Here is a 15,493-nt window from a genome sequence, read left to right as displayed (position 1 = left end):
ATGTCTGTCACTGTTTCCCCCACGCTGAAGACCAGCAAGGGCCTCCTCGGCACCAAGCTCGGAATGACCCAGGTCTGGGACGAGAACAACAAGCTCGTGCCGGTCACCGTCATCGAGATCAGCCCCAACGTCGTGACCCAGGTCCGCACGGAGGAGAAGGACGGCTACACCGCCGTTCAGCTCGCCGCCGGTGCGATCGACCCGCGCAAGGTGAACAAGCCCGCCGCCGGTCACTTCGACGCCGCGGGCGTCACCCCCCGCCGCCACCTCACCGAGGTCCGCACCTCCGACGCCGCCGACTACTCGGCCGGCCAGGAGCTGACCGTGGACGCCGTCTTCGAGGCCGGCACCAAGGTCGACGTCGTCGGCACCAGCAAGGGCAAGGGCTTCGCCGGTGTCATGAAGCGTCACAACTTCAAGGGCGTCTCGGCTTCGCACGGTTCGCACCGCAACCACCGCAAGCCCGGCTCCATCGGTGCCTCCTCGACCCCCAGCCGTGTCTTCAAGGGCATGCGCATGGCCGGTCGCATGGGTGGCGAGCGCGTCACCGTGCTCAACCTCAAGGTGCACTCCGTCGACGCCGAGAAGGGCCTGCTGCTCGTCAAGGGCGCCGTCCCCGGTGCCCGCGGTCGCCTCGTGTTCGTTCGCAACGCCGTGAAGGGAGCGTAGTTCCATGGCTACCTCTGTCGACATCATCGACGTCAAGGGCCAGAAGGCGGGCTCGGTCGAGCTCCCCGCCGCGCTCTTCGACGTCCAGACCAACATCCCCCTCATCCACCAGGTCGTCGTGGCCCAGCTCGCCGCGGCGCGCCAGGGAACCCACAAGACGAAGAACCGCGGTGAGGTCTCCGGAGCCGGTCGCAAGCCGTTCAAGCAGAAGGGAACCGGTCGCGCTCGTCAGGGCTCGATCCGCGCCCCGCACATGACCGGTGGTGGCGTGGTCCACGGACCGACCCCCCGCAGCTACGCGCAGCGCACCCCCAAGAAGATGATCGCCGCGGCTCTGCTCGGTGCTCTTTCGGACCGCGCCCGCGGTGCCCGCATCCACGTGGTCGAGTCCCTCGCCCTCGGCGACACCCCCCGGACCAAGGACGTCCTCGTCCTGCTCGACGCCCTCTCGGTGTCGCGCAACGTCCTCGTGGTGCTCGAGCGCGACGACTACATCGCCGAGCTCTCGCTCCGCAACGTGCCGTTCGTGCACATCCTGCCGGCCGACCAGCTCAACGCGTACGACGTGCTCGTCTCCGACGACATCGTGTTCTCGAAGGGCGCGCTCGACGCGTTCATCGCGGCCAAGTCGGGCGTCGAGTCCAACAAGGAAGAGGTGAACGCATGAGCCAGTCCGCCGCGTTCAACAAGGACCCCCGCGACGTCATCATCTCCCCGGTCGTCTCGGAGAAGTCCTACGGCCTGATCGACGAGGGCAAGTACACCTTCGTGGTCGACCCGCGTTCGAACAAGACCGAGATCAAGCTCGCCATCGAGAAGATCTTCGGCGTCGAGGTCGCGTCGATCAACACGCTGAACCGCCAGGGCAAGACCCGCCGCACGAAGTTCGGCACCGGCAAGCGCAAGGACACCAAGCGCGCGATCGTCACGCTGAAGTCCGGCTCCATCGACATCTTCACGAGCGTCGGCTGAGCCGAAGAAGCGTAGAGGAAACAGACAATGGCTATTCGTAAGTACAAGCCCACGACCCCCGGTCGCCGCGGCTCCAGCGTTGCCGACTTCGCCGAGATCACCCGCTCGACGCCCGAGAAGTCGCTCCTGCGCCCGCTGTCCAAGACCGGTGGCCGCAACAACTCCGGCCGCATCACGACGCGTCACATCGGTGGTGGCCACAAGCGCCAGTACCGTCTGATCGACTTCCGTCGCAACGACAAGGACGGCGTCAACGCCAAGGTCGCTCACATCGAGTACGACCCCAACCGCACGGCGCGCATCGCGCTGCTCCACTTCGTGGACGGCACCAAGCGCTACATCCTGGCCCCGAACAAGCTCTCGCAGGGCGACGTCGTGGAGTCGGGCGCCGGCGCCGACATCAAGCCCGGCAACAACCTGCCGCTGCGCAACATCCCGACCGGTACGGTCATCCACGCCATCGAGATCAAGCCGGGAGGCGGCGCCAAGCTCGCCCGCTCGGCCGGCACCTCGGTCCGCCTCGTCGCCAAGGACGGCCCCTACGCGCAGCTCCGCCTGCCGTCGGGCGAGATCCGCAACGTCGACGCGCGCTGCCGCGCCACGATCGGCGAGGTCGGCAACGCCGAGCAGTCGAACATCAACTGGGGCAAGGCAGGCCGCATGCGCTGGAAGGGCGTCCGCCCGACCGTCCGCGGTGTCGCGATGAACCCGGTCGACCACCCGCACGGTGGTGGAGAGGGCAAGACCTCCGGTGGACGCCACCCGGTCAGCCCGTGGGGTCAGTCCGAGGGACGCACCCGTCGCCCCAACAAGGAGAGCGACAAGCTCATCGTTCGCCGCCGCACCGCCGGTAAGAAGCGCAAGTAGGAGTTGTAGAAGATGCCTCGCAGTCTCAAGAAGGGCCCCTTCGTTGACGACCACCTGCTCCGCAAGGTGTTCACGGCCAACGAAGCCGGCAACAAGAACGTCATCAAGACCTGGTCGCGCCGTTCGATGATCATCCCGGCGATGCTGGGTCACACCATCGCGGTCCACGACGGTCGCAAGCACATCCCCGTGTTCGTGACCGAGACCATGGTCGGCCACAAGCTCGGCGAGTTCGCCCCCACTCGGACCTTCCGCGGTCACGAGAAGGACGACAAGAAGGGCCGTCGCCGCTGACGCGGCGACGAGAAGGAGGAGAGAAATGGTGGAGTCGATCGCACGCGTGCGACACATCCGCGTCACCCCCCAGAAGGCTCGCCGTGTCGTGAACCTGATCCGCGGGAAGCAGGCTCAGGAGGCACTGGCCATCCTGAAGTTCGCGCCGCAGGGTGCGTCCGAGCCCGTCTACAAGCTCGTCGCCTCGGCGATGGCCAACGCTCGCGTCAAGGCCGATGCCTCGAACGAGTACCTCGACGACCAGGACCTGATCGTGTCCCGCGCCTTCGTCGATGAGGGAACCACCCTCAAGCGATTCCAGCCCCGTGCTCAGGGTCGTGCCTTCCGCATCAACAAGCGCACCAGCCACATCACCGTCGTGCTGGCCACTCCTGAGGAGGGGACCAAGTAATGGGTCAGAAAGTAAACCCCTACGGTTTCCGTCTGGGAATCACCACCGACCACGTGTCGCGCTGGTTCTCCGACAGCACCAAGAAGGGCCAGCGGTACAGCGACTACCTCGCCGAGGACGTCAAGATCCGCCGACTCCTCGCCACGCAGCTCGACCGTGCGGGCGTCGCCCGCATCGAGATCGAGCGCACCCGTGACCGCGTCCGCGTCGACATCCACACCGCCCGCCCGGGCATCGTGATCGGCCGCCGCGGCGCCGAGGCCGAGCGCATCCGCGCCGACCTCGAGAAGCTCACGGGCAAGCAGATCCAGCTGAACATCCTCGAGGTCAAGAACCCCGAGGCCGAGGCTCAGCTGGTCGCCCAGGGCATCGCCGAGCAGCTCTCCGCCCGCGTGGCCTTCCGCCGCGCGATGCGCAAGGGCCTGCAGGGCGCTCAGCGCGCCGGCGCCAAGGGCGTCCGCATCCAGGTCTCCGGCCGCCTCGGCGGCGCCGAGATGAGCCGCTCGGAGTTCTACCGCGAGGGACGCGTGCCGCTGCACACCCTCCGCGCGAACATCGACTACGGCTTCTACGAGGCGAAGACCACCTTCGGCCGCATCGGCGTGAAGGTCTGGATCTACAAGGGCGACATCACCAACAAGGAGCTCGCCCGCGAGCAGGCGAACAGCAAGTCGTCGCGCCCCGAGCGCAGCGACCGTCCGCGCCGTGCACCCCGCCAGCAGAGCGAGGCGCCCGTCGCAGCAGGAGTTGAGGCATAACCATGTTGATTCCGCGTCGAGTCAAGCACCGCAAGCAGCACCACCCGGGCCGGTCCGGCCAGGCCACCGGTGGCACCAAGGTGTCGTTCGGTGAGTTCGGCATCCAGGCCCTCACCCCCGCCTACGTGACCAACCGTCAGATCGAGTCCGCTCGTATCGCGATGACGCGTCACATCAAGCGCGGCGGAAAGGTGTGGATCAACATCTACCCCGACCGTCCGCTCACCAAGAAGCCCGCCGAGACCCGCATGGGTTCCGGTAAGGGCTCGCCGGAGTGGTGGGTCGCGAACGTCAAGCCGGGTCGCGTCCTCTTCGAGGTCGCCGGCGTCGACGAGCAGCTCGCTCGTGAGGCCATGACCCGTGCCATCCACAAGCTGCCCCTCAAGGCACGCATCATCAAGCGCGAGGAGGGAGACGCGTAATGGCGATCGGATCCAAGGAGCTCGCCCCCGCCGAGCTCGACACCTACGAGGACGAGCGTCTCGTCACCGAGCTGAAGAAGGCCAAGGAGGAGCTGTTCAACCTCCGCTTCCAGTCGGCCACCGGTCAGCTGGACACCAACGGCCGCCTGCGTGCCGTCAAGCGCGACATCGCCCGCATCTACACGGTCATCCGTGAGCGCGAGCTGGGCATCCGCGCCACCCCCGCACCCGTCGAGGCCCCGGCCAAGGCGGAGAAGAAGCCCAAGACCAAGAAGGCCGCCAAGGCCGAGGTCGAGGCGACCGAGTCGAACGAGGAGGCCAAGTAATGGCAACCGTCAATGACAGCGCCGGCCACGAGTCGGCCGCCCACGACGTGAAGGAGGCGGGCGCTCGCGGATACCGCAAGACCCGTCGCGGCTACGTCACCAGCGACAAGATGGACAAGACCATCGTCGTCGAGGTCGAGGACCGGGTGAAGCACCCGCTGTACGGCAAGGTCATCCGCCGTACGTCCAAGGTCAAGGTCCACGACGAGCTGAACTCCGCCGGCATCGGCGACTCCGTCGTCATCAGCGAGACCCGTCCCCTCAGCGCCACCAAGCGCTGGCGCCTGGTCGAGATCCTCGAGAAGGCCAAGTAGGCCGCGGCCTACTTGAGTTAGCAGGAGAGACACATGCTTCAGCAAGAATCCCGAGTCAAGGTCGCCGACAACACCGGCGCCAAGATGCTTCTCACCATCCGCGTCCTCGGAGGCTCCGGCCGCCGCTACGCGGGCCTCGGTGACATCATCGTCGCCACCGTCAAGGACGCGATACCCGGTGGCAACGTGAAGAAGGGCGACGTGGTCAAGGCCGTCATCGTCCGCACCATCAAGCAGACCCGTCGCGCCGACGGCTCGTACATCAAGTTCGACGAGAACGCCGCCGTCATCCTCAAGAACGACGGGGACCCCCGTGGCACCCGTATCTTCGGACCGGTCGGTCGCGAGCTCCGCGACAAGAAGTTCATGAAGATCGTCTCGCTGGCACCGGAGGTTATCTAGTCATGGCCAAGATCAAGAAGGGTGACCTCGTCCAGGTCATCTCGGGCGCTACCCAGGCCCGCGGTGGAGACCGCGGCAAGCAGGGCAAGGTCCTCGAGGTGCTGGTCGAGCGCAACCGCGTCGTCGTCGAGGGCGTGAACTTCGTCAAGAAGCACGTCCGCGTCGGCCAGACGCAGCGCGGCTCGAAGGAGGGCGGCATCGAGACCGTCGAGGCCTCGATCCACATCTCCAACGTCGCGCTCGTCGACCCGAAGACCAAGAAGCCGACCCGGGTCGGCCACCGCAACGTGGCCGTCACCAAGGACGGCGTGACCAAGACCGTTCGCGTGCGCTACGCGAAGGCGTCGGGTGAGGAACTGTAATGACTGACACCACCGCAGTGGCTGCGAAGGTTCAGCCGCGGCTCAAGGCCAAGTACCAGGCCGACATCATCCCCGCTCTCAAGGAGCAGTTCGGCTTCGGCAACGTCCACCAGGTCCCCGGCCTGGTCAAGGTCGTCGTCAACACCGGTGTCGGTGAGGCCGCCCGCGACGGCAAGATCATCGACGGCGCGGTCAAGGACCTCACCGCCATCACCGGTCAGAAGCCGCAGGTCACCAAGGCCCGCAAGTCCATCGCGCAGTTCAAGCTGCGCGAGGGCCAGGCCATCGGCGCTCACGTCACCCTCCGGGGCGACCGCGCCTGGGAGTTCCTGGACCGCCTGCTCTCGGTGGCGCTGCCCCGCATCCGCGACTTCCGCGGTCTGTCGGACCGCCAGTTCGACGGCAACGGCAACTACACCTTCGGCATCACGGAGCAGTCGATCTTCCACGAGATCGACCAGGACCGCATCGACCGCGTCCGCGGCTTCGACGTGACCGTCGTGACCACCGCCAAGACCGACGACGAGGGTCGCGCGCTGCTCAAGCAGCTCGGCTTCCCGTTCAAGTCGTCGGACAACGCGTAAGCAGCAAGCCTCGAGGCCGGGGGACGGTGAGAACCGCCCTCCGGCCTCGTCGTGCGTCCGCCGCCGGACCGGTCCGTCCGGAGCCGGCGGCGGGCGCCACGCGGCATCCCCGGGTCCCGTGCACGATCGGCCCTCGACCGCAGGACCTCGGCCATGTAGCATGGCTCGTTGGCCTGCGTTCGCGCGGCCGCATGGGCGTCGACGTCGTCGGCGCCGTCCCACACCACAGGTCGTCACTCTTGTAAAGGGTGCCGAAACCAGGCGAGAAAGGCACCATCAGCCATGACCATGACTGATCCGGTCGCAGATCTGCTGACCAGAATCCGTAACGCGAACTCCGCGCACCACGACTCCATCACCCTCCCGGGCTCGAAGCTCAAGGCCAACATCGCCGAGATCCTCAAGACCGAGGGCTACATCGCCGACTGGAAGGTCGAGGAGGCGCGCGTCGGCACGACGCTCTCCATCTCCCTCAAGTACGGCCCGAACCGCGAGCGCTCGATCGCCGGCATCAAGCGGGTCTCGAAGCCCGGACTCCGCGTGTACGCGAAGTCGGCCGAGATCCCCACCGTGCTCGGCGGCCTCGGCGTCGCCATCCTGTCCACCTCGAGCGGTCTCCTGACCGACCGCCAGGCCGAGAAGAAGGGCGTGGGTGGGGAAGTCCTCGCCTACGTGTGGTAACCCCTCATGTCGCGTATTGGAAGACTCCCCATCGAGATCCCGGCGGGCGTCGACGTCTCCGTCGCCGGTTCCGCTGTGACCGTCAAGGGCCCCAAGGGCGAGCTGACCGTCTCGGTCGCCAGCCCCATCCAGGTGTCCGTCGAGAACGGCCAGGTGCTGGTCTCGCGTCCCGATGACGAGCGCGGGTCGCGCTCGCTCCACGGCCTCACCCGCACGCTCATCGCGAACGACATCATCGGTGTCACGCAGGGCTACTCCAAGGGCCTCGAGGTCGTCGGAACCGGTTACCGCGTGCTGGCGAAGGGCTCGGACATCGAGTTCGCGCTCGGCTTCTCGCACCCGGTCGTCGTCACCCCGCCCGCGGGCATCTCGTTCACGGTCGAGGGCAACAACAAGCTCACCGTGCACGGCATCTCGAAGCAGGCCGTCGGTGAGGTGGCCGCCAACATTCGTAAGATCCGCAAGCCCGAGCCCTACAAGGGCAAGGGCGTGCGCTACGCCGGCGAGGTCGTTCGCCGCAAGGCCGGAAAGAGCGGTAAGTGATCATGGGACTCGGAACCAGAGGAAAGAGCAAGTCCGCTGCGCGCGGTCGTCGTCACGACCGTCTGCGCAAGAAGGTCGTCGGATCCGCCGAGCGCCCCCGCCTCGTCGTCAACCGCTCGGCCCGCCACGTCTTCGTGCAGGTCGTCGACGACGCTCAGGGCCGCACCCTCGCGTCGGCGTCGACCCTCGAGGCCGACCTGCGCGTGTTCGACGGCGACAAGACCGCCAAGGCCCGCAAGGTCGGCGAGCTCGTCGCCGAGCGCGCCAAGAACGCCGGTGTCGAGGCGGTCGTCTTCGACCGCGGAGGCAACAAGTACGCCGGTCGCGTCGCCGCGATCGCCGATGGAGCACGAGAGGCAGGGCTCAACCTGTGAGCGCCGCAGAGAACAAGGAACCCGAGGTCGCCGCTGTGTCGGAGGCCCCCGTCGAGACCGCTGCGTCCACGCAGCCGCAGCAGGAGGCTCGTGAGCCCCGCCGCGGCGGCCGCGACCGCAACCAGGGTGGCCGCGACCGCGGTGGCCGTGACGCCGAGAAGAGCCAGTTCCTCGAGCGCGTCGTGACCATCAACCGCGTGTCGAAGGTCGTCAAGGGCGGTCGTCGCTTCAGCTTCACCGCGCTCGTGGTCGTCGGAGACGGCAACGGACTGGTGGGCGTCGGCTACGGCAAGGCCCGCGAGGTCCCGACCGCCATCTCCAAGGGCGTCGAGGAGGCGAAGAAGAACTTCTTCCGCGTCCCCCGCGTCGCCTCGACCATCCCGCACCCCGTCCAGGGTGAGGCCGCCGCCGGTGTGGTGCTCCTGCGCCCCGCCGCCGCGGGTACCGGTGTCATCGCCGGCGGTCCCGTCCGCGCCGTCCTCGAGTGCGCCGGCATCCACGACGTCCTGAGCAAGTCGCTCGGCTCGTCGAACACCATCAACATCGTCCACGCGACCGTCGAGGCTCTGAAGCAGCTCGAGGAGCCGCGCGCCGTTGCAGCTCGTCGTGGTCTCGACTTCGACCAGGTCGCGCCGGCACGTCTCGTCCGTGCCGAGGCCGACGCCCTCGCCGCCGCGTCCAACGCGAAGGCAGGTGCCTGATGGCCCAGCTCAAGGTGACCCAGATCAAGTCGAAGGTCAGCGAGAAGCAGTACCAGCGCGACACGCTGCGCTCGCTCGGCCTCAGGAAGATCGGTCAGAGCGTCGTCCGCGAGGACAACGCCCAGAACCGCGGATACGTGAAGACCGTCGCCCACCTGGTGAAGGTCGAGGAGATTGACTAATGGCTGAGACGAAGAAGGCCGCTGCCGCGGAGTCCACGACTCCCGGGCAGGCGACCACCACGAAGGGCGCGGCGGCGCCGGCGACCAAGGAGCACGTGCTCAAGGTCCACCACCTCCGCCCCGCTGCCGGAGCCAAGAAGGCCAAGACCCGCGTGGGTCGCGGTGAGGGCTCCAAGGGAAAGACCGCCGGTCGCGGCACCAAGGGCACCAAGGCCCGCTACCAGGTGCGCGTCGGCTTCGAGGGTGGGCAGATGCCGCTGCACATGCGCACCCCGAAGCTCCGCGGCTTCAAGAACCCGTTCCGGGTCGAGTACCAGGTCGTGAACCTGTCCGCTCTCGCGGAGCTCTACCCCCAGGGCGGCGACGTCACCATCGGCGACCTGGTCGCCAAGGGTGCTGTCCGCAAGAACGAGAAGGTCAAAGTCCTCGGGGACGGCGACATTGCGGTTAAGCTGAACGTCGCGGTCGACAAGGTCTCCAGCTCTGCCGAGCAGAAGATCGTCGCTGCGGGCGGATCCATCAAGTAGCACCAGCAGCTTGTCGGTCGAGCTTGCCACGCCGACTCCCTCCGGGAGCGCGTGGCAAGCTCGACCTGTATCCCGCACCACAGAATTGAGCAGGAGACCTTAGGTAGTGTTTGGCGCCGTTGCGCGGATCTTCCGCACCCCCGACCTCCGCCGCAAGATCGGCTTCACCCTCGCGATCGTGGCGATCTTCCGGCTGGGATCCTTCATCCCTGCTCCGTTCGTCGACTTCAGCGCCGTGCAGGCCTGTCTCGCCGGCAACCAGGGCACCTCGGGTCTCTACGAGCTCGTGAACCTCTTCAGCGGTGGAGCACTGCTCCAGCTGTCGATCTTCGCGCTCGGGATCATGCCGTACATCACGGCGTCGATCATCGTGCAGCTGCTGCGCGTGGTCATCCCTCACTTCGAGACGCTGTACAAGGAGGGGCAGTCCGGTCAGGGCAAGCTCACCCAGTACACGCGGTACCTCACCATCGCGCTCGGCGTCCTCCAGTCGACGACGCTGATCACCGTCGCCCGCTCGGGCGCCCTCTTCGGCAACTCCGGCGTCCCGGAGTGCTCGGCGCTCATCATCACCGACGAGTGGTACTCCATCCTCCTCATGGTCATCACCATGACCGCGGGCACCGGCATCATCATGTGGATGGGCGAGCTCATCACCGAGCGCGGCATCGGCAACGGCATGTCGCTGCTGATCTTCACCTCGATCGCCGCCCAGTTCCCCACCTCCCTGTGGTCGATCGCGCAGTCGCGCGGCTTCGAGACCTTCCTCCTCGTCCTCGGCGTGGGCCTCGTGCTCGTGGTCGCCGTGGTCTTCGTGGAGCAGTCTCAGCGGCGGATCCCCGTGCAGTACGCCAAGCGGATGGTCGGCCGCCGCACCTACGGCGGCAACAACACCTACATCCCGATCAAGGTCAACATGGCCGGCGTCGTGCCCGTCATCTTCGCCTCGTCGCTGCTGTACCTGCCCGCGCTCATCGCGCAGTTCAACCAGCCCGCCGCTGGCCAGGAGGCCCCGGTCTGGGTCACCTGGATCACGAACTACCTCACCAAGGGCGATCACCCGCTCTACATGGCGCTGTACTTCCTCCTGATCGTGGGCTTCACCTACTTCTACGTCGCGATCACCTTCAACCCGGACGAGGTCGCCGACAACATGAAGCGCTACGGCGGCTTCATCCCCGGCATCCGCGCCGGCCGCCCGACCGCCGAGTACCTCAACTACGTGCTCACCCGGGTGACGCTGCCCGGATCGGTCTACCTCGGCCTCATCGCGCTCGTGCCCCTCGTGGCCCTCGCGCTGGTCGGTGCGAACCAGAACTTCCCCTTCGGCGGCACGTCCATCCTGATCATCGTCGGAGTCGGCCTGGAGACGGTGAAGCAGATCGACTCCCAGCTGCAGCAGCGCCACTACGAAGGACTCCTCCGATGACGTCGCACCCGATCGGCTTCCGTCTCCTGCTGATCGGCCCTCCCGGCGCAGGCAAAGGGACCCAGGCCGCTCGGCTGAGCGACATCCTCCGGGTGCCCGCCATCTCCACCGGGGACATCTTCCGCGCGAACGTCGCCAACGAGACCGACCTCGGTCTCCAGGCGAAGGCCTACCTCGACAACGGGCGCTACGTGCCGGACGAGCTGACCAACGCGATCGTGCACGACCGCCTCCAGGAGGCGGACGCGTCGACCGGGTTCCTGCTCGACGGCTACCCGCGCACCACGGAGCAGGTCGACGAGCTCGACCGCATCCTCGCAGCGGACGACAACCGGCTCGATGCGGTCGTCCAGCTGACGGCCGATCCCGACGAGGTCGTCGGCCGCCTTCTCAAGCGCTCGCTCGAGCAGGGGCGCAGCGACGACACCGAGGACGTCATCCGGCGCCGACTCGCGCTCTACGAGGAGCAGACCGCTCCGCTCATCGACGTCTACGCGGCCCGCGGGCTCGTGGTCGTGGTCGACGGCCTCGGGCCGGTCGACGAGGTGACCGAGCGGATCGTCGTCGCCCTCGAGGGCCACCGCGTGGGCCGCCTCGACACCCCGGCCGCCTGAGCCGTGGCGTTCCGCTCCTCGCTCTACAAGACGCCCGCGCAGCTGCGGGCGATGCTCGCTCCGGGCCTCGCCACGGCCGCCTCGCTCGACGCGGTCCGCGCGGCGATCCGCCCGGGCGTCACCACGCTCGAGCTCGACGCGATCGCCGAGTCGGCGATCGTCGCGCTCGGCGGCCACTCGAACTTCCAGCTCGTCCCGGGCTACCGGCACACGATCTGCGCCTCGGTCAACGACGAGGTGGTCCACGGCATCCCCGGCGGGCGCGTGCTCGAGCCGGGCGACCTGGTCTCCATCGACAGCGGCGCCGAGATCGACGGCTGGAACGGCGACTCCGCGATGACGGTCGTCCTGCCCGACCCCTCCCGTCCAGAGGAGGTCGCGGCACGCGCCGAGCTCTCGCGGGTCACCGAGGGATCCCTCTGGCGGGGGATCGCCGCCCTCGCCTCCGCCCGTCACCTCAACGAGGTGGGCGCGGCGATCGAGGAGTACATCGAGGACGAGGCCGAGCACTCGGGCCGCGTCTACGGCATCCTCACCGACTACATCGGCCACGGCATCGGGCGCACCATGCACGAGGCTCCGCCGGTCTTCAACTACCGGGTGCGCCAGCGCGGCCCCGAGGTGAAGCCGGGACTCGTCGTCGCGATCGAGCCGATGGTCACCGCGGGCAGCGCCGAGACCTTCGTCCGCGAGGACGAGTGGACGGTCGCGACCGAGGACAGCAGCATGGCCGCCCACTGGGAGCACTCCGTCGCCGTGCACCACGACGGCATCTGGGTCACCACGCTCGCCGACGGCGGCGCGGCCGGCCTCGCCCCCTACGGGATCGTGCCGACGCCCTTCGCCTAGAGGCCCCAGCGCAGAGCTCCTCCGATCCGATGCGGAGGAGGCTCCTGTCGGCCTCTCGAGCCCGGCGCGGGTCCGCCGGGCGCCCACAGGGCGCGGGAGCGAGAGGACGACAGCGCCCTGCGGCTCCACCCGGAGTGCGGGAGGCGGCTAGCTGTCGATCACCCGCACCAGCTCCTCGATGAAGCCGCCGAAGTCCGTGGAGCGCCGGATGAGGCGCTGCACCTCCGCCCGGTCGGCGAACACCTCGACGAACTGGTCGAACACCGACTGGAAGGTGCTGCGGCCGGCCGAGGCGAACGCGATCATCGCGATCACGTTCACCCGCTGCTCGCCCCACTCCATCGCGGTGTCGTTCACGACGATCGCGATGGAGGTGCGGCGGGCGCTCATCGCCATCGCGTGCGGGACCGCGAGGTTGTCGGTGAACGCCGTGGAGCTCATCCGCTCGCGCTCGATGGCGCCGTCGACGTAGTCCTCGTCGATGATGCCGCCGGCGATCATCCGCTCGCCCAGCATCCGGATCATCGCCGCCTCGTCGCGCGCGTGCACGTTGCGGAAGAACAGCTCCTCGTCGAAGAACTGCAGCAGCTCGTCCTTGATCTGCGCGCGGCGGCGGTGCCGGCGGACGCGGGCGATCGCCCGGCGCACCGTCTCGACGTCGTGGTCGGTGAGGAACGGCTGCACGACCACGACGTCATCGGACGCGGGGTGCTCGTCGATCGTGGTGATCACGAGGTCGGCGGTGAGCCGGTCCCAGTCGACGTCGCTCCGCGTGATCAGCGAGCGCACCTCCACCTCGGTGCCGAGCGAGCGCTCGACGCGCAGGCGCAGCATGTGCGCGAGGTCGTAGTAGTTGGGGCAGACGATCACGCAGGACAGACGCTCCTCCCGCCGCGACACCCGCTCGAGGAACGAGCCGACGTGGAGGGCGATGTAGGCGATCTCGTCCTCGTTGACCACGATGCCCCGCCGGCGCTGCAGCCCGCTCGCCAGGAACACCGCGATCTCGTAGGTCATCGGGTAGCTGGTCTTGATCGAGCGGGTGAGCGGGTTGCGGGAGTAGCCGCCCTCGGCGGCCCGGGCGATCAGGTTCCGCACGTGCAGGGCGAGGCGGACGATGAAGCCCTCGTCGTCGAGGTCGACCAGGTACTCGCGGTTGACGTCGGCGACGAGTTCGCGGACGACTGCGAGGTCCTTCGGGTCGAGGTAGTTCTCGACCACGGCCGCGACCGGCTCGTTCTGCCCGGGCGTCGCCACCCGCGTCGTCATCAGGATCGCGAGCTGGGCGAGCTCGGCGTCGGTCAGGCGCGTCGCGAAGTGCCGCTCCACCAGCTCCGCCAGCAGGGCCGCGAGCTCGCCGTGGATCGCGGGGGAGGGGCGGGAGCCGGAGGGGTCCCCGATGCCCCGGGCGACGCGGTCGACGGCGATCGCGATGTGGAGGAGGACGCTGTTCACGCCGTAGTCGTTGATGTAGTAGCCGCGGGTCTCGAGCTCGGCCAGCAGCTCGGTCTTGAAGGCGCCGAGGCCGGGGGAGGCGAACTCGCGCTGGACGTCGTCGAGCGTGAAGACGCCCTGCGCGCTCTCGTCGCGGAACATCCGGGAGATCAGGCGGCGGCGGGCCTCCTCGCTGCCCTGGAGGCGCACCGACGGGCCGCGCCGGACCAGCCCGAGGCCGGCCTCGTCGGCGAGGGCCTTCACCCGGCGCAGGTCGGCGTCGACGGTCGACTCGCTCACCGATAGCGCGTCGGCGAGGGCGAAGACGTCCAGGCCCTCGTCGGAGTCGACCAGGCGGCGGACGATGCTGTACAGCCGGTCGCGCGGGGTGTCGGGCTCGACGTCGCGGCTGCGCTGCGCCTCCAGGTACGCCGCGTACGCCTCGCGCGCGAGCCGGTAGCCGTTCGCGGAGGACTCGACCGGCTCCAGCGGGGCGGCCTGCGCCTTCACCGCGGTGACGTAGCTGCGGACGCTGCGGGTGGTGACTCCGAGCCTGTCGGCGAGCTCGTGCGCCGTCACCCAGCCGTCGGCGCGGGAGAGGTACTCCAGCAGTCGTTCGCGGTTGTCAGGCATCAGGCTCCAGGCGTGCGGTCGGGGCGGGCGCCGGGAGCGCCACGACCCTGCCGCGGGCCCGCAGGACGCGGGCGGCGAGTCGTACGTCCCGTCAGTCAATCACCCCGGCGACGCGCCCGGGAGCCCCCGCGCCGCGGGCGGGAGGGGCCGTCTTCCGCCCCCGCGGAAGATTGTCTGCTGGAGGGTGCCGCCCCTCCGAGGGGATGCTTGGATGAATCACGACCCGGACGCGAGGAGGCGAACGAGGTGCGGAAGATCCTGATCGTCTGCGGTGCAGGCGCGTCGAGCACGTTCCTGGCCCACCGGCTGCGAGCGGGCGCGAAGGAGCGCGGCATGGATGCCGTGTTCCGCTCCGAGACCCTCACCGGTCTCGACCACTCCCTCCCCGAGGCCGACGTCCTCCTCGTGGGGCCGCACCTCGAGTCGCAGTTCGACGGACTCCGCCACCGTGCGGAGCTCGTGGGAGCCGCGGCCGCCCTCCTCCCGCCCGATGTCTTCGGAGCGCACGGTGCCGATGCCGTGCTCGAGACCCTGCCCGTCCTCTTCGCCGCTCGCGCGGTCGTCGCAGGCGCGGACGGGGACTCCTCCACCCGCCCGGTCCGTCCGGGCGAGCCCGACTCCGGGCACCACTGATGCAGTCGCGACTGCAGGATCAAGGAGAAACGTTCATGGTCGAGCGCACCGTGCAGGTTGCATCGTCGAAGGGCCTCCACGCCCGCCCCGCCTCGCTCTTCAGCCAGGCCGCGGCGAAGTCGGGTCAGAAGGTCCTCGTCGCCAAGGGCGACGCGACCCCGGTCAACGCCGCGTCGATCCTCGGGATCATCTCGCTCGGAATCGAGCACGGCGACGAGCTCACCGTCAGCGTCGAGGGCGACAACGAGCAGGCCGTGCTCGAGGAGCTCGCGACCTTCCTCACCACCGACCACGACGCGTGACGCGGAGCGTCACGCACGGCGGCCAGCCCCGGCGCCCACGGCGCCGATAGACGCGGCCGCCCCTGGAGCGTGACGGCGACCCTCAATGGGTCGCACGAGGCGCCTGCGAAACCCGGCGACGGACCGCGTCAGCCTCGGGAACGCAACGGCGACCCTCAACGGCTCGCACGAGGCGCCCGCGAAACCCGCCCCCGCTCACTCCCGGGCGAGGATCGCCGTGTGGGAGGTCG

At 68.5% G+C, this 15,493-nt stretch carries 25 protein-coding genes; 24 read left to right on the top strand and 1 reads right to left on the bottom strand.

Annotated features, from left to right (window positions below; translation table 11 throughout):
- The 22 genes from rplC to map all read left to right on the top strand — a co-directional run bounded on the left by rplC (position 1) and on the right by map (position 12,261).
- Positions 1-669 (top strand): 50S ribosomal protein L3, encoded by a 669-nt coding sequence (rplC, locus tag C5C27_RS07370; RefSeq protein WP_104224566.1) that lies wholly within the window; start codon positions 1-3, stop codon positions 667-669.
- Between the two features lie 4 nt (positions 670-673).
- On the top strand, positions 674-1,336 hold the full coding sequence (gene rplD / locus C5C27_RS07365; protein ID WP_104224565.1) for a 50S ribosomal protein L4: 663 nt from the start codon (positions 674-676) through the stop codon (positions 1,334-1,336).
- Positions 1,333-1,641: a 50S ribosomal protein L23 gene (gene rplW, locus C5C27_RS07360; RefSeq protein WP_068209445.1), complete on the top strand. Its 309-nt coding sequence runs from the start codon at positions 1,333-1,335 to the stop codon at positions 1,639-1,641. The genes rplD and rplW overlap by 4 nt, the downstream gene beginning before the upstream one ends.
- Positions 1,642-1,668: 27 nt before the next feature.
- Positions 1,669-2,508 carry a 50S ribosomal protein L2 gene (gene rplB, locus C5C27_RS07355; RefSeq protein ID WP_068251462.1) on the top strand — a complete coding sequence of 280 codons (840 nt, stop codon included), beginning with the start codon at positions 1,669-1,671 and terminating at the stop codon, positions 2,506-2,508.
- A 12-nt stretch (positions 2,509-2,520) separates the two neighbouring features.
- The gene (gene rpsS / locus C5C27_RS07350; RefSeq protein ID WP_055787078.1) at positions 2,521-2,802 is read left to right on the top strand and encodes a 30S ribosomal protein S19; all 282 of its coding nucleotides are present in this window, start codon (positions 2,521-2,523) and stop codon (positions 2,800-2,802) included.
- Between the two features lie 25 nt (positions 2,803-2,827).
- Positions 2,828-3,193: a 50S ribosomal protein L22 gene (gene rplV / locus C5C27_RS07345; RefSeq protein WP_077221988.1), complete on the top strand. Its 366-nt coding sequence runs from the start codon at positions 2,828-2,830 to the stop codon at positions 3,191-3,193.
- Complete coding sequence (gene rpsC / locus C5C27_RS07340) at positions 3,193-3,951, top strand: 30S ribosomal protein S3 (RefSeq protein WP_068209439.1); 759 nt, start codon at positions 3,193-3,195, stop codon at positions 3,949-3,951. The genes rplV and rpsC overlap by 1 nt, the downstream gene beginning before the upstream one ends.
- A 2-nt stretch (positions 3,952-3,953) precedes the next feature.
- A complete protein-coding gene (gene rplP / locus C5C27_RS07335) occupies positions 3,954-4,373 on the top strand; it encodes a 50S ribosomal protein L16 (protein WP_068209436.1) in 420 nt (139 codons plus the stop codon).
- Positions 4,373-4,699, top strand: coding sequence for a 50S ribosomal protein L29 (rpmC, locus tag C5C27_RS07330; protein WP_104224564.1), 327 nt, complete (start codon positions 4,373-4,375; stop codon positions 4,697-4,699). Before rplP ends, rpmC begins: the two co-directional genes overlap by 1 nt.
- The gene (rpsQ, locus tag C5C27_RS07325) at positions 4,699-5,013 is read left to right on the top strand and encodes a 30S ribosomal protein S17 (protein ID WP_104224563.1); all 315 of its coding nucleotides are present in this window, start codon (positions 4,699-4,701) and stop codon (positions 5,011-5,013) included. The genes rpmC and rpsQ overlap by 1 nt, the downstream gene beginning before the upstream one ends.
- 33 nt (positions 5,014-5,046) lie before the next feature.
- Entirely contained in the window at positions 5,047-5,415 is a 369-nt protein-coding gene (gene rplN / locus C5C27_RS07320; protein WP_104224562.1) for a 50S ribosomal protein L14, read from the top strand.
- Between the two features lie 2 nt (positions 5,416-5,417).
- Positions 5,418-5,777 carry a 50S ribosomal protein L24 gene (rplX, locus tag C5C27_RS07315; RefSeq protein ID WP_104224561.1) on the top strand — a complete coding sequence of 120 codons (360 nt, stop codon included), beginning with the start codon at positions 5,418-5,420 and terminating at the stop codon, positions 5,775-5,777.
- Entirely contained in the window at positions 5,777-6,361 is a 585-nt protein-coding gene (gene rplE, locus C5C27_RS07310) for a 50S ribosomal protein L5 (RefSeq protein ID WP_068209425.1), read from the top strand. The genes rplX and rplE overlap by 1 nt, the downstream gene beginning before the upstream one ends.
- Positions 6,362-6,643: 282 nt before the next feature.
- Positions 6,644-7,042: a 30S ribosomal protein S8 gene (rpsH, locus tag C5C27_RS07305; RefSeq protein ID WP_068209423.1), complete on the top strand. Its 399-nt coding sequence runs from the start codon at positions 6,644-6,646 to the stop codon at positions 7,040-7,042.
- Positions 7,043-7,048: 6 nt separating this feature from the next.
- Positions 7,049-7,585 (top strand): 50S ribosomal protein L6, encoded by a 537-nt coding sequence (gene rplF, locus C5C27_RS07300; RefSeq protein ID WP_104314022.1) that lies wholly within the window; start codon positions 7,049-7,051, stop codon positions 7,583-7,585.
- Between the two features lie 2 nt (positions 7,586-7,587).
- Positions 7,588-7,959: a 50S ribosomal protein L18 gene (gene rplR, locus C5C27_RS07295; protein WP_056037296.1), complete on the top strand. Its 372-nt coding sequence runs from the start codon at positions 7,588-7,590 to the stop codon at positions 7,957-7,959.
- Entirely contained in the window at positions 7,956-8,660 is a 705-nt protein-coding gene (rpsE, locus tag C5C27_RS07290; protein ID WP_104224559.1) for a 30S ribosomal protein S5, read from the top strand. Before rplR ends, rpsE begins: the two co-directional genes overlap by 4 nt.
- Positions 8,660-8,842, top strand: coding sequence for a 50S ribosomal protein L30 (gene rpmD, locus C5C27_RS07285; RefSeq protein ID WP_181024623.1), 183 nt, complete (start codon positions 8,660-8,662; stop codon positions 8,840-8,842). The genes rpsE and rpmD overlap by 1 nt, the downstream gene beginning before the upstream one ends.
- Complete coding sequence (rplO, locus tag C5C27_RS07280; protein ID WP_104238068.1) at positions 8,842-9,369, top strand: 50S ribosomal protein L15; 528 nt, start codon at positions 8,842-8,844, stop codon at positions 9,367-9,369. The genes rpmD and rplO overlap by 1 nt, the downstream gene beginning before the upstream one ends.
- 106 nt (positions 9,370-9,475) lie before the next feature.
- The gene (gene secY / locus C5C27_RS07275; protein WP_104224557.1) at positions 9,476-10,798 is read left to right on the top strand and encodes a preprotein translocase subunit SecY; all 1,323 of its coding nucleotides are present in this window, start codon (positions 9,476-9,478) and stop codon (positions 10,796-10,798) included.
- Positions 10,795-11,412 carry an adenylate kinase gene (locus tag C5C27_RS07270; protein ID WP_181065530.1) on the top strand — a complete coding sequence of 206 codons (618 nt, stop codon included), beginning with the start codon at positions 10,795-10,797 and terminating at the stop codon, positions 11,410-11,412. The genes secY and C5C27_RS07270 overlap by 4 nt, the downstream gene beginning before the upstream one ends.
- Before the next feature lie 3 nt (positions 11,413-11,415).
- Positions 11,416-12,261 carry a type I methionyl aminopeptidase gene (map, locus tag C5C27_RS07265; RefSeq protein ID WP_104238067.1) on the top strand — a complete coding sequence of 282 codons (846 nt, stop codon included), beginning with the start codon at positions 11,416-11,418 and terminating at the stop codon, positions 12,259-12,261.
- Positions 12,262-12,408: 147 nt separating this feature from the next.
- Here map and C5C27_RS07260 read toward each other — a convergent pair whose 3' ends face one another.
- The gene (locus tag C5C27_RS07260; protein ID WP_104314021.1) at positions 12,409-14,328 is read right to left on the bottom strand and encodes a BglG family transcription antiterminator; all 1,920 of its coding nucleotides are present in this window, start codon (positions 14,326-14,328) and stop codon (positions 12,409-12,411) included.
- Between the two features lie 207 nt (positions 14,329-14,535).
- Between C5C27_RS07260 and C5C27_RS07255 the strand changes: the two genes are divergently transcribed.
- Complete coding sequence (locus C5C27_RS07255; RefSeq protein ID WP_181065531.1) at positions 14,536-14,961, top strand: PTS sugar transporter subunit IIB; 426 nt, start codon at positions 14,536-14,538, stop codon at positions 14,959-14,961.
- Between the two features lie 35 nt (positions 14,962-14,996).
- Positions 14,997-15,263: an HPr family phosphocarrier protein gene (locus tag C5C27_RS07250; RefSeq protein ID WP_104224553.1), complete on the top strand. Its 267-nt coding sequence runs from the start codon at positions 14,997-14,999 to the stop codon at positions 15,261-15,263.
- The last annotated feature ends 230 nt before the right edge of the window (positions 15,264-15,493 follow it).

This window comes from Rathayibacter sp. AY2B7 (assembly GCF_002931635.1).
GTDB lineage: Bacteria > Actinomycetota > Actinomycetes > Actinomycetales > Microbacteriaceae > Rathayibacter.
This window is presented reverse-complemented; position numbering and strand designations above follow the sequence as displayed.

What these genes read in the sequence shown, in the direction of transcription:
- rplC (WP_104224566.1), top strand. Translation starts at nt 1, where the DNA reads ATGTCTGTCACTGTTTCCCCCACGCTGAAGACCAGCAAGGGCCTCCTC.
- rplD (WP_104224565.1), top strand. Translation starts at nt 674, where the DNA reads ATGGCTACCTCTGTCGACATCATCGACGTCAAGGGCCAGAAGGCGGGC.
- rplW (WP_068209445.1), top strand. Translation starts at nt 1,333, where the DNA reads ATGAGCCAGTCCGCCGCGTTCAACAAGGACCCCCGCGACGTCATCATC.
- rplB (WP_068251462.1), top strand. Translation starts at nt 1,669, where the DNA reads ATGGCTATTCGTAAGTACAAGCCCACGACCCCCGGTCGCCGCGGCTCC.
- rpsS (WP_055787078.1), top strand. Translation starts at nt 2,521, where the DNA reads ATGCCTCGCAGTCTCAAGAAGGGCCCCTTCGTTGACGACCACCTGCTC.
- rplV (WP_077221988.1), top strand. Translation starts at nt 2,828, where the DNA reads ATGGTGGAGTCGATCGCACGCGTGCGACACATCCGCGTCACCCCCCAG.
- rpsC (WP_068209439.1), top strand. Translation starts at nt 3,193, where the DNA reads ATGGGTCAGAAAGTAAACCCCTACGGTTTCCGTCTGGGAATCACCACC.
- rplP (WP_068209436.1), top strand. Translation starts at nt 3,954, where the DNA reads ATGTTGATTCCGCGTCGAGTCAAGCACCGCAAGCAGCACCACCCGGGC.
- rpmC (WP_104224564.1), top strand. Translation starts at nt 4,373, where the DNA reads ATGGCGATCGGATCCAAGGAGCTCGCCCCCGCCGAGCTCGACACCTAC.
- rpsQ (WP_104224563.1), top strand. Translation starts at nt 4,699, where the DNA reads ATGGCAACCGTCAATGACAGCGCCGGCCACGAGTCGGCCGCCCACGAC.
- rplN (WP_104224562.1), top strand. Translation starts at nt 5,047, where the DNA reads ATGCTTCAGCAAGAATCCCGAGTCAAGGTCGCCGACAACACCGGCGCC.
- rplX (WP_104224561.1), top strand. Translation starts at nt 5,418, where the DNA reads ATGGCCAAGATCAAGAAGGGTGACCTCGTCCAGGTCATCTCGGGCGCT.
- rplE (WP_068209425.1), top strand. Translation starts at nt 5,777, where the DNA reads ATGACTGACACCACCGCAGTGGCTGCGAAGGTTCAGCCGCGGCTCAAG.
- rpsH (WP_068209423.1), top strand. Translation starts at nt 6,644, where the DNA reads ATGACCATGACTGATCCGGTCGCAGATCTGCTGACCAGAATCCGTAAC.
- rplF (WP_104314022.1), top strand. Translation starts at nt 7,049, where the DNA reads ATGTCGCGTATTGGAAGACTCCCCATCGAGATCCCGGCGGGCGTCGAC.
- rplR (WP_056037296.1), top strand. Translation starts at nt 7,588, where the DNA reads ATGGGACTCGGAACCAGAGGAAAGAGCAAGTCCGCTGCGCGCGGTCGT.
- rpmD (WP_181024623.1), top strand. Translation starts at nt 8,660, where the DNA reads ATGGCCCAGCTCAAGGTGACCCAGATCAAGTCGAAGGTCAGCGAGAAG.
- rplO (WP_104238068.1), top strand. Translation starts at nt 8,842, where the DNA reads ATGGCTGAGACGAAGAAGGCCGCTGCCGCGGAGTCCACGACTCCCGGG.
- C5C27_RS07270 (WP_181065530.1), top strand. Translation starts at nt 10,795, where the DNA reads ATGACGTCGCACCCGATCGGCTTCCGTCTCCTGCTGATCGGCCCTCCC.
- C5C27_RS07260 (WP_104314021.1), bottom strand. Translation starts at nt 14,328, where the DNA reads ATGCCTGACAACCGCGAACGACTGCTGGAGTACCTCTCCCGCGCCGAC.
- C5C27_RS07250 (WP_104224553.1), top strand. Translation starts at nt 14,997, where the DNA reads ATGGTCGAGCGCACCGTGCAGGTTGCATCGTCGAAGGGCCTCCACGCC.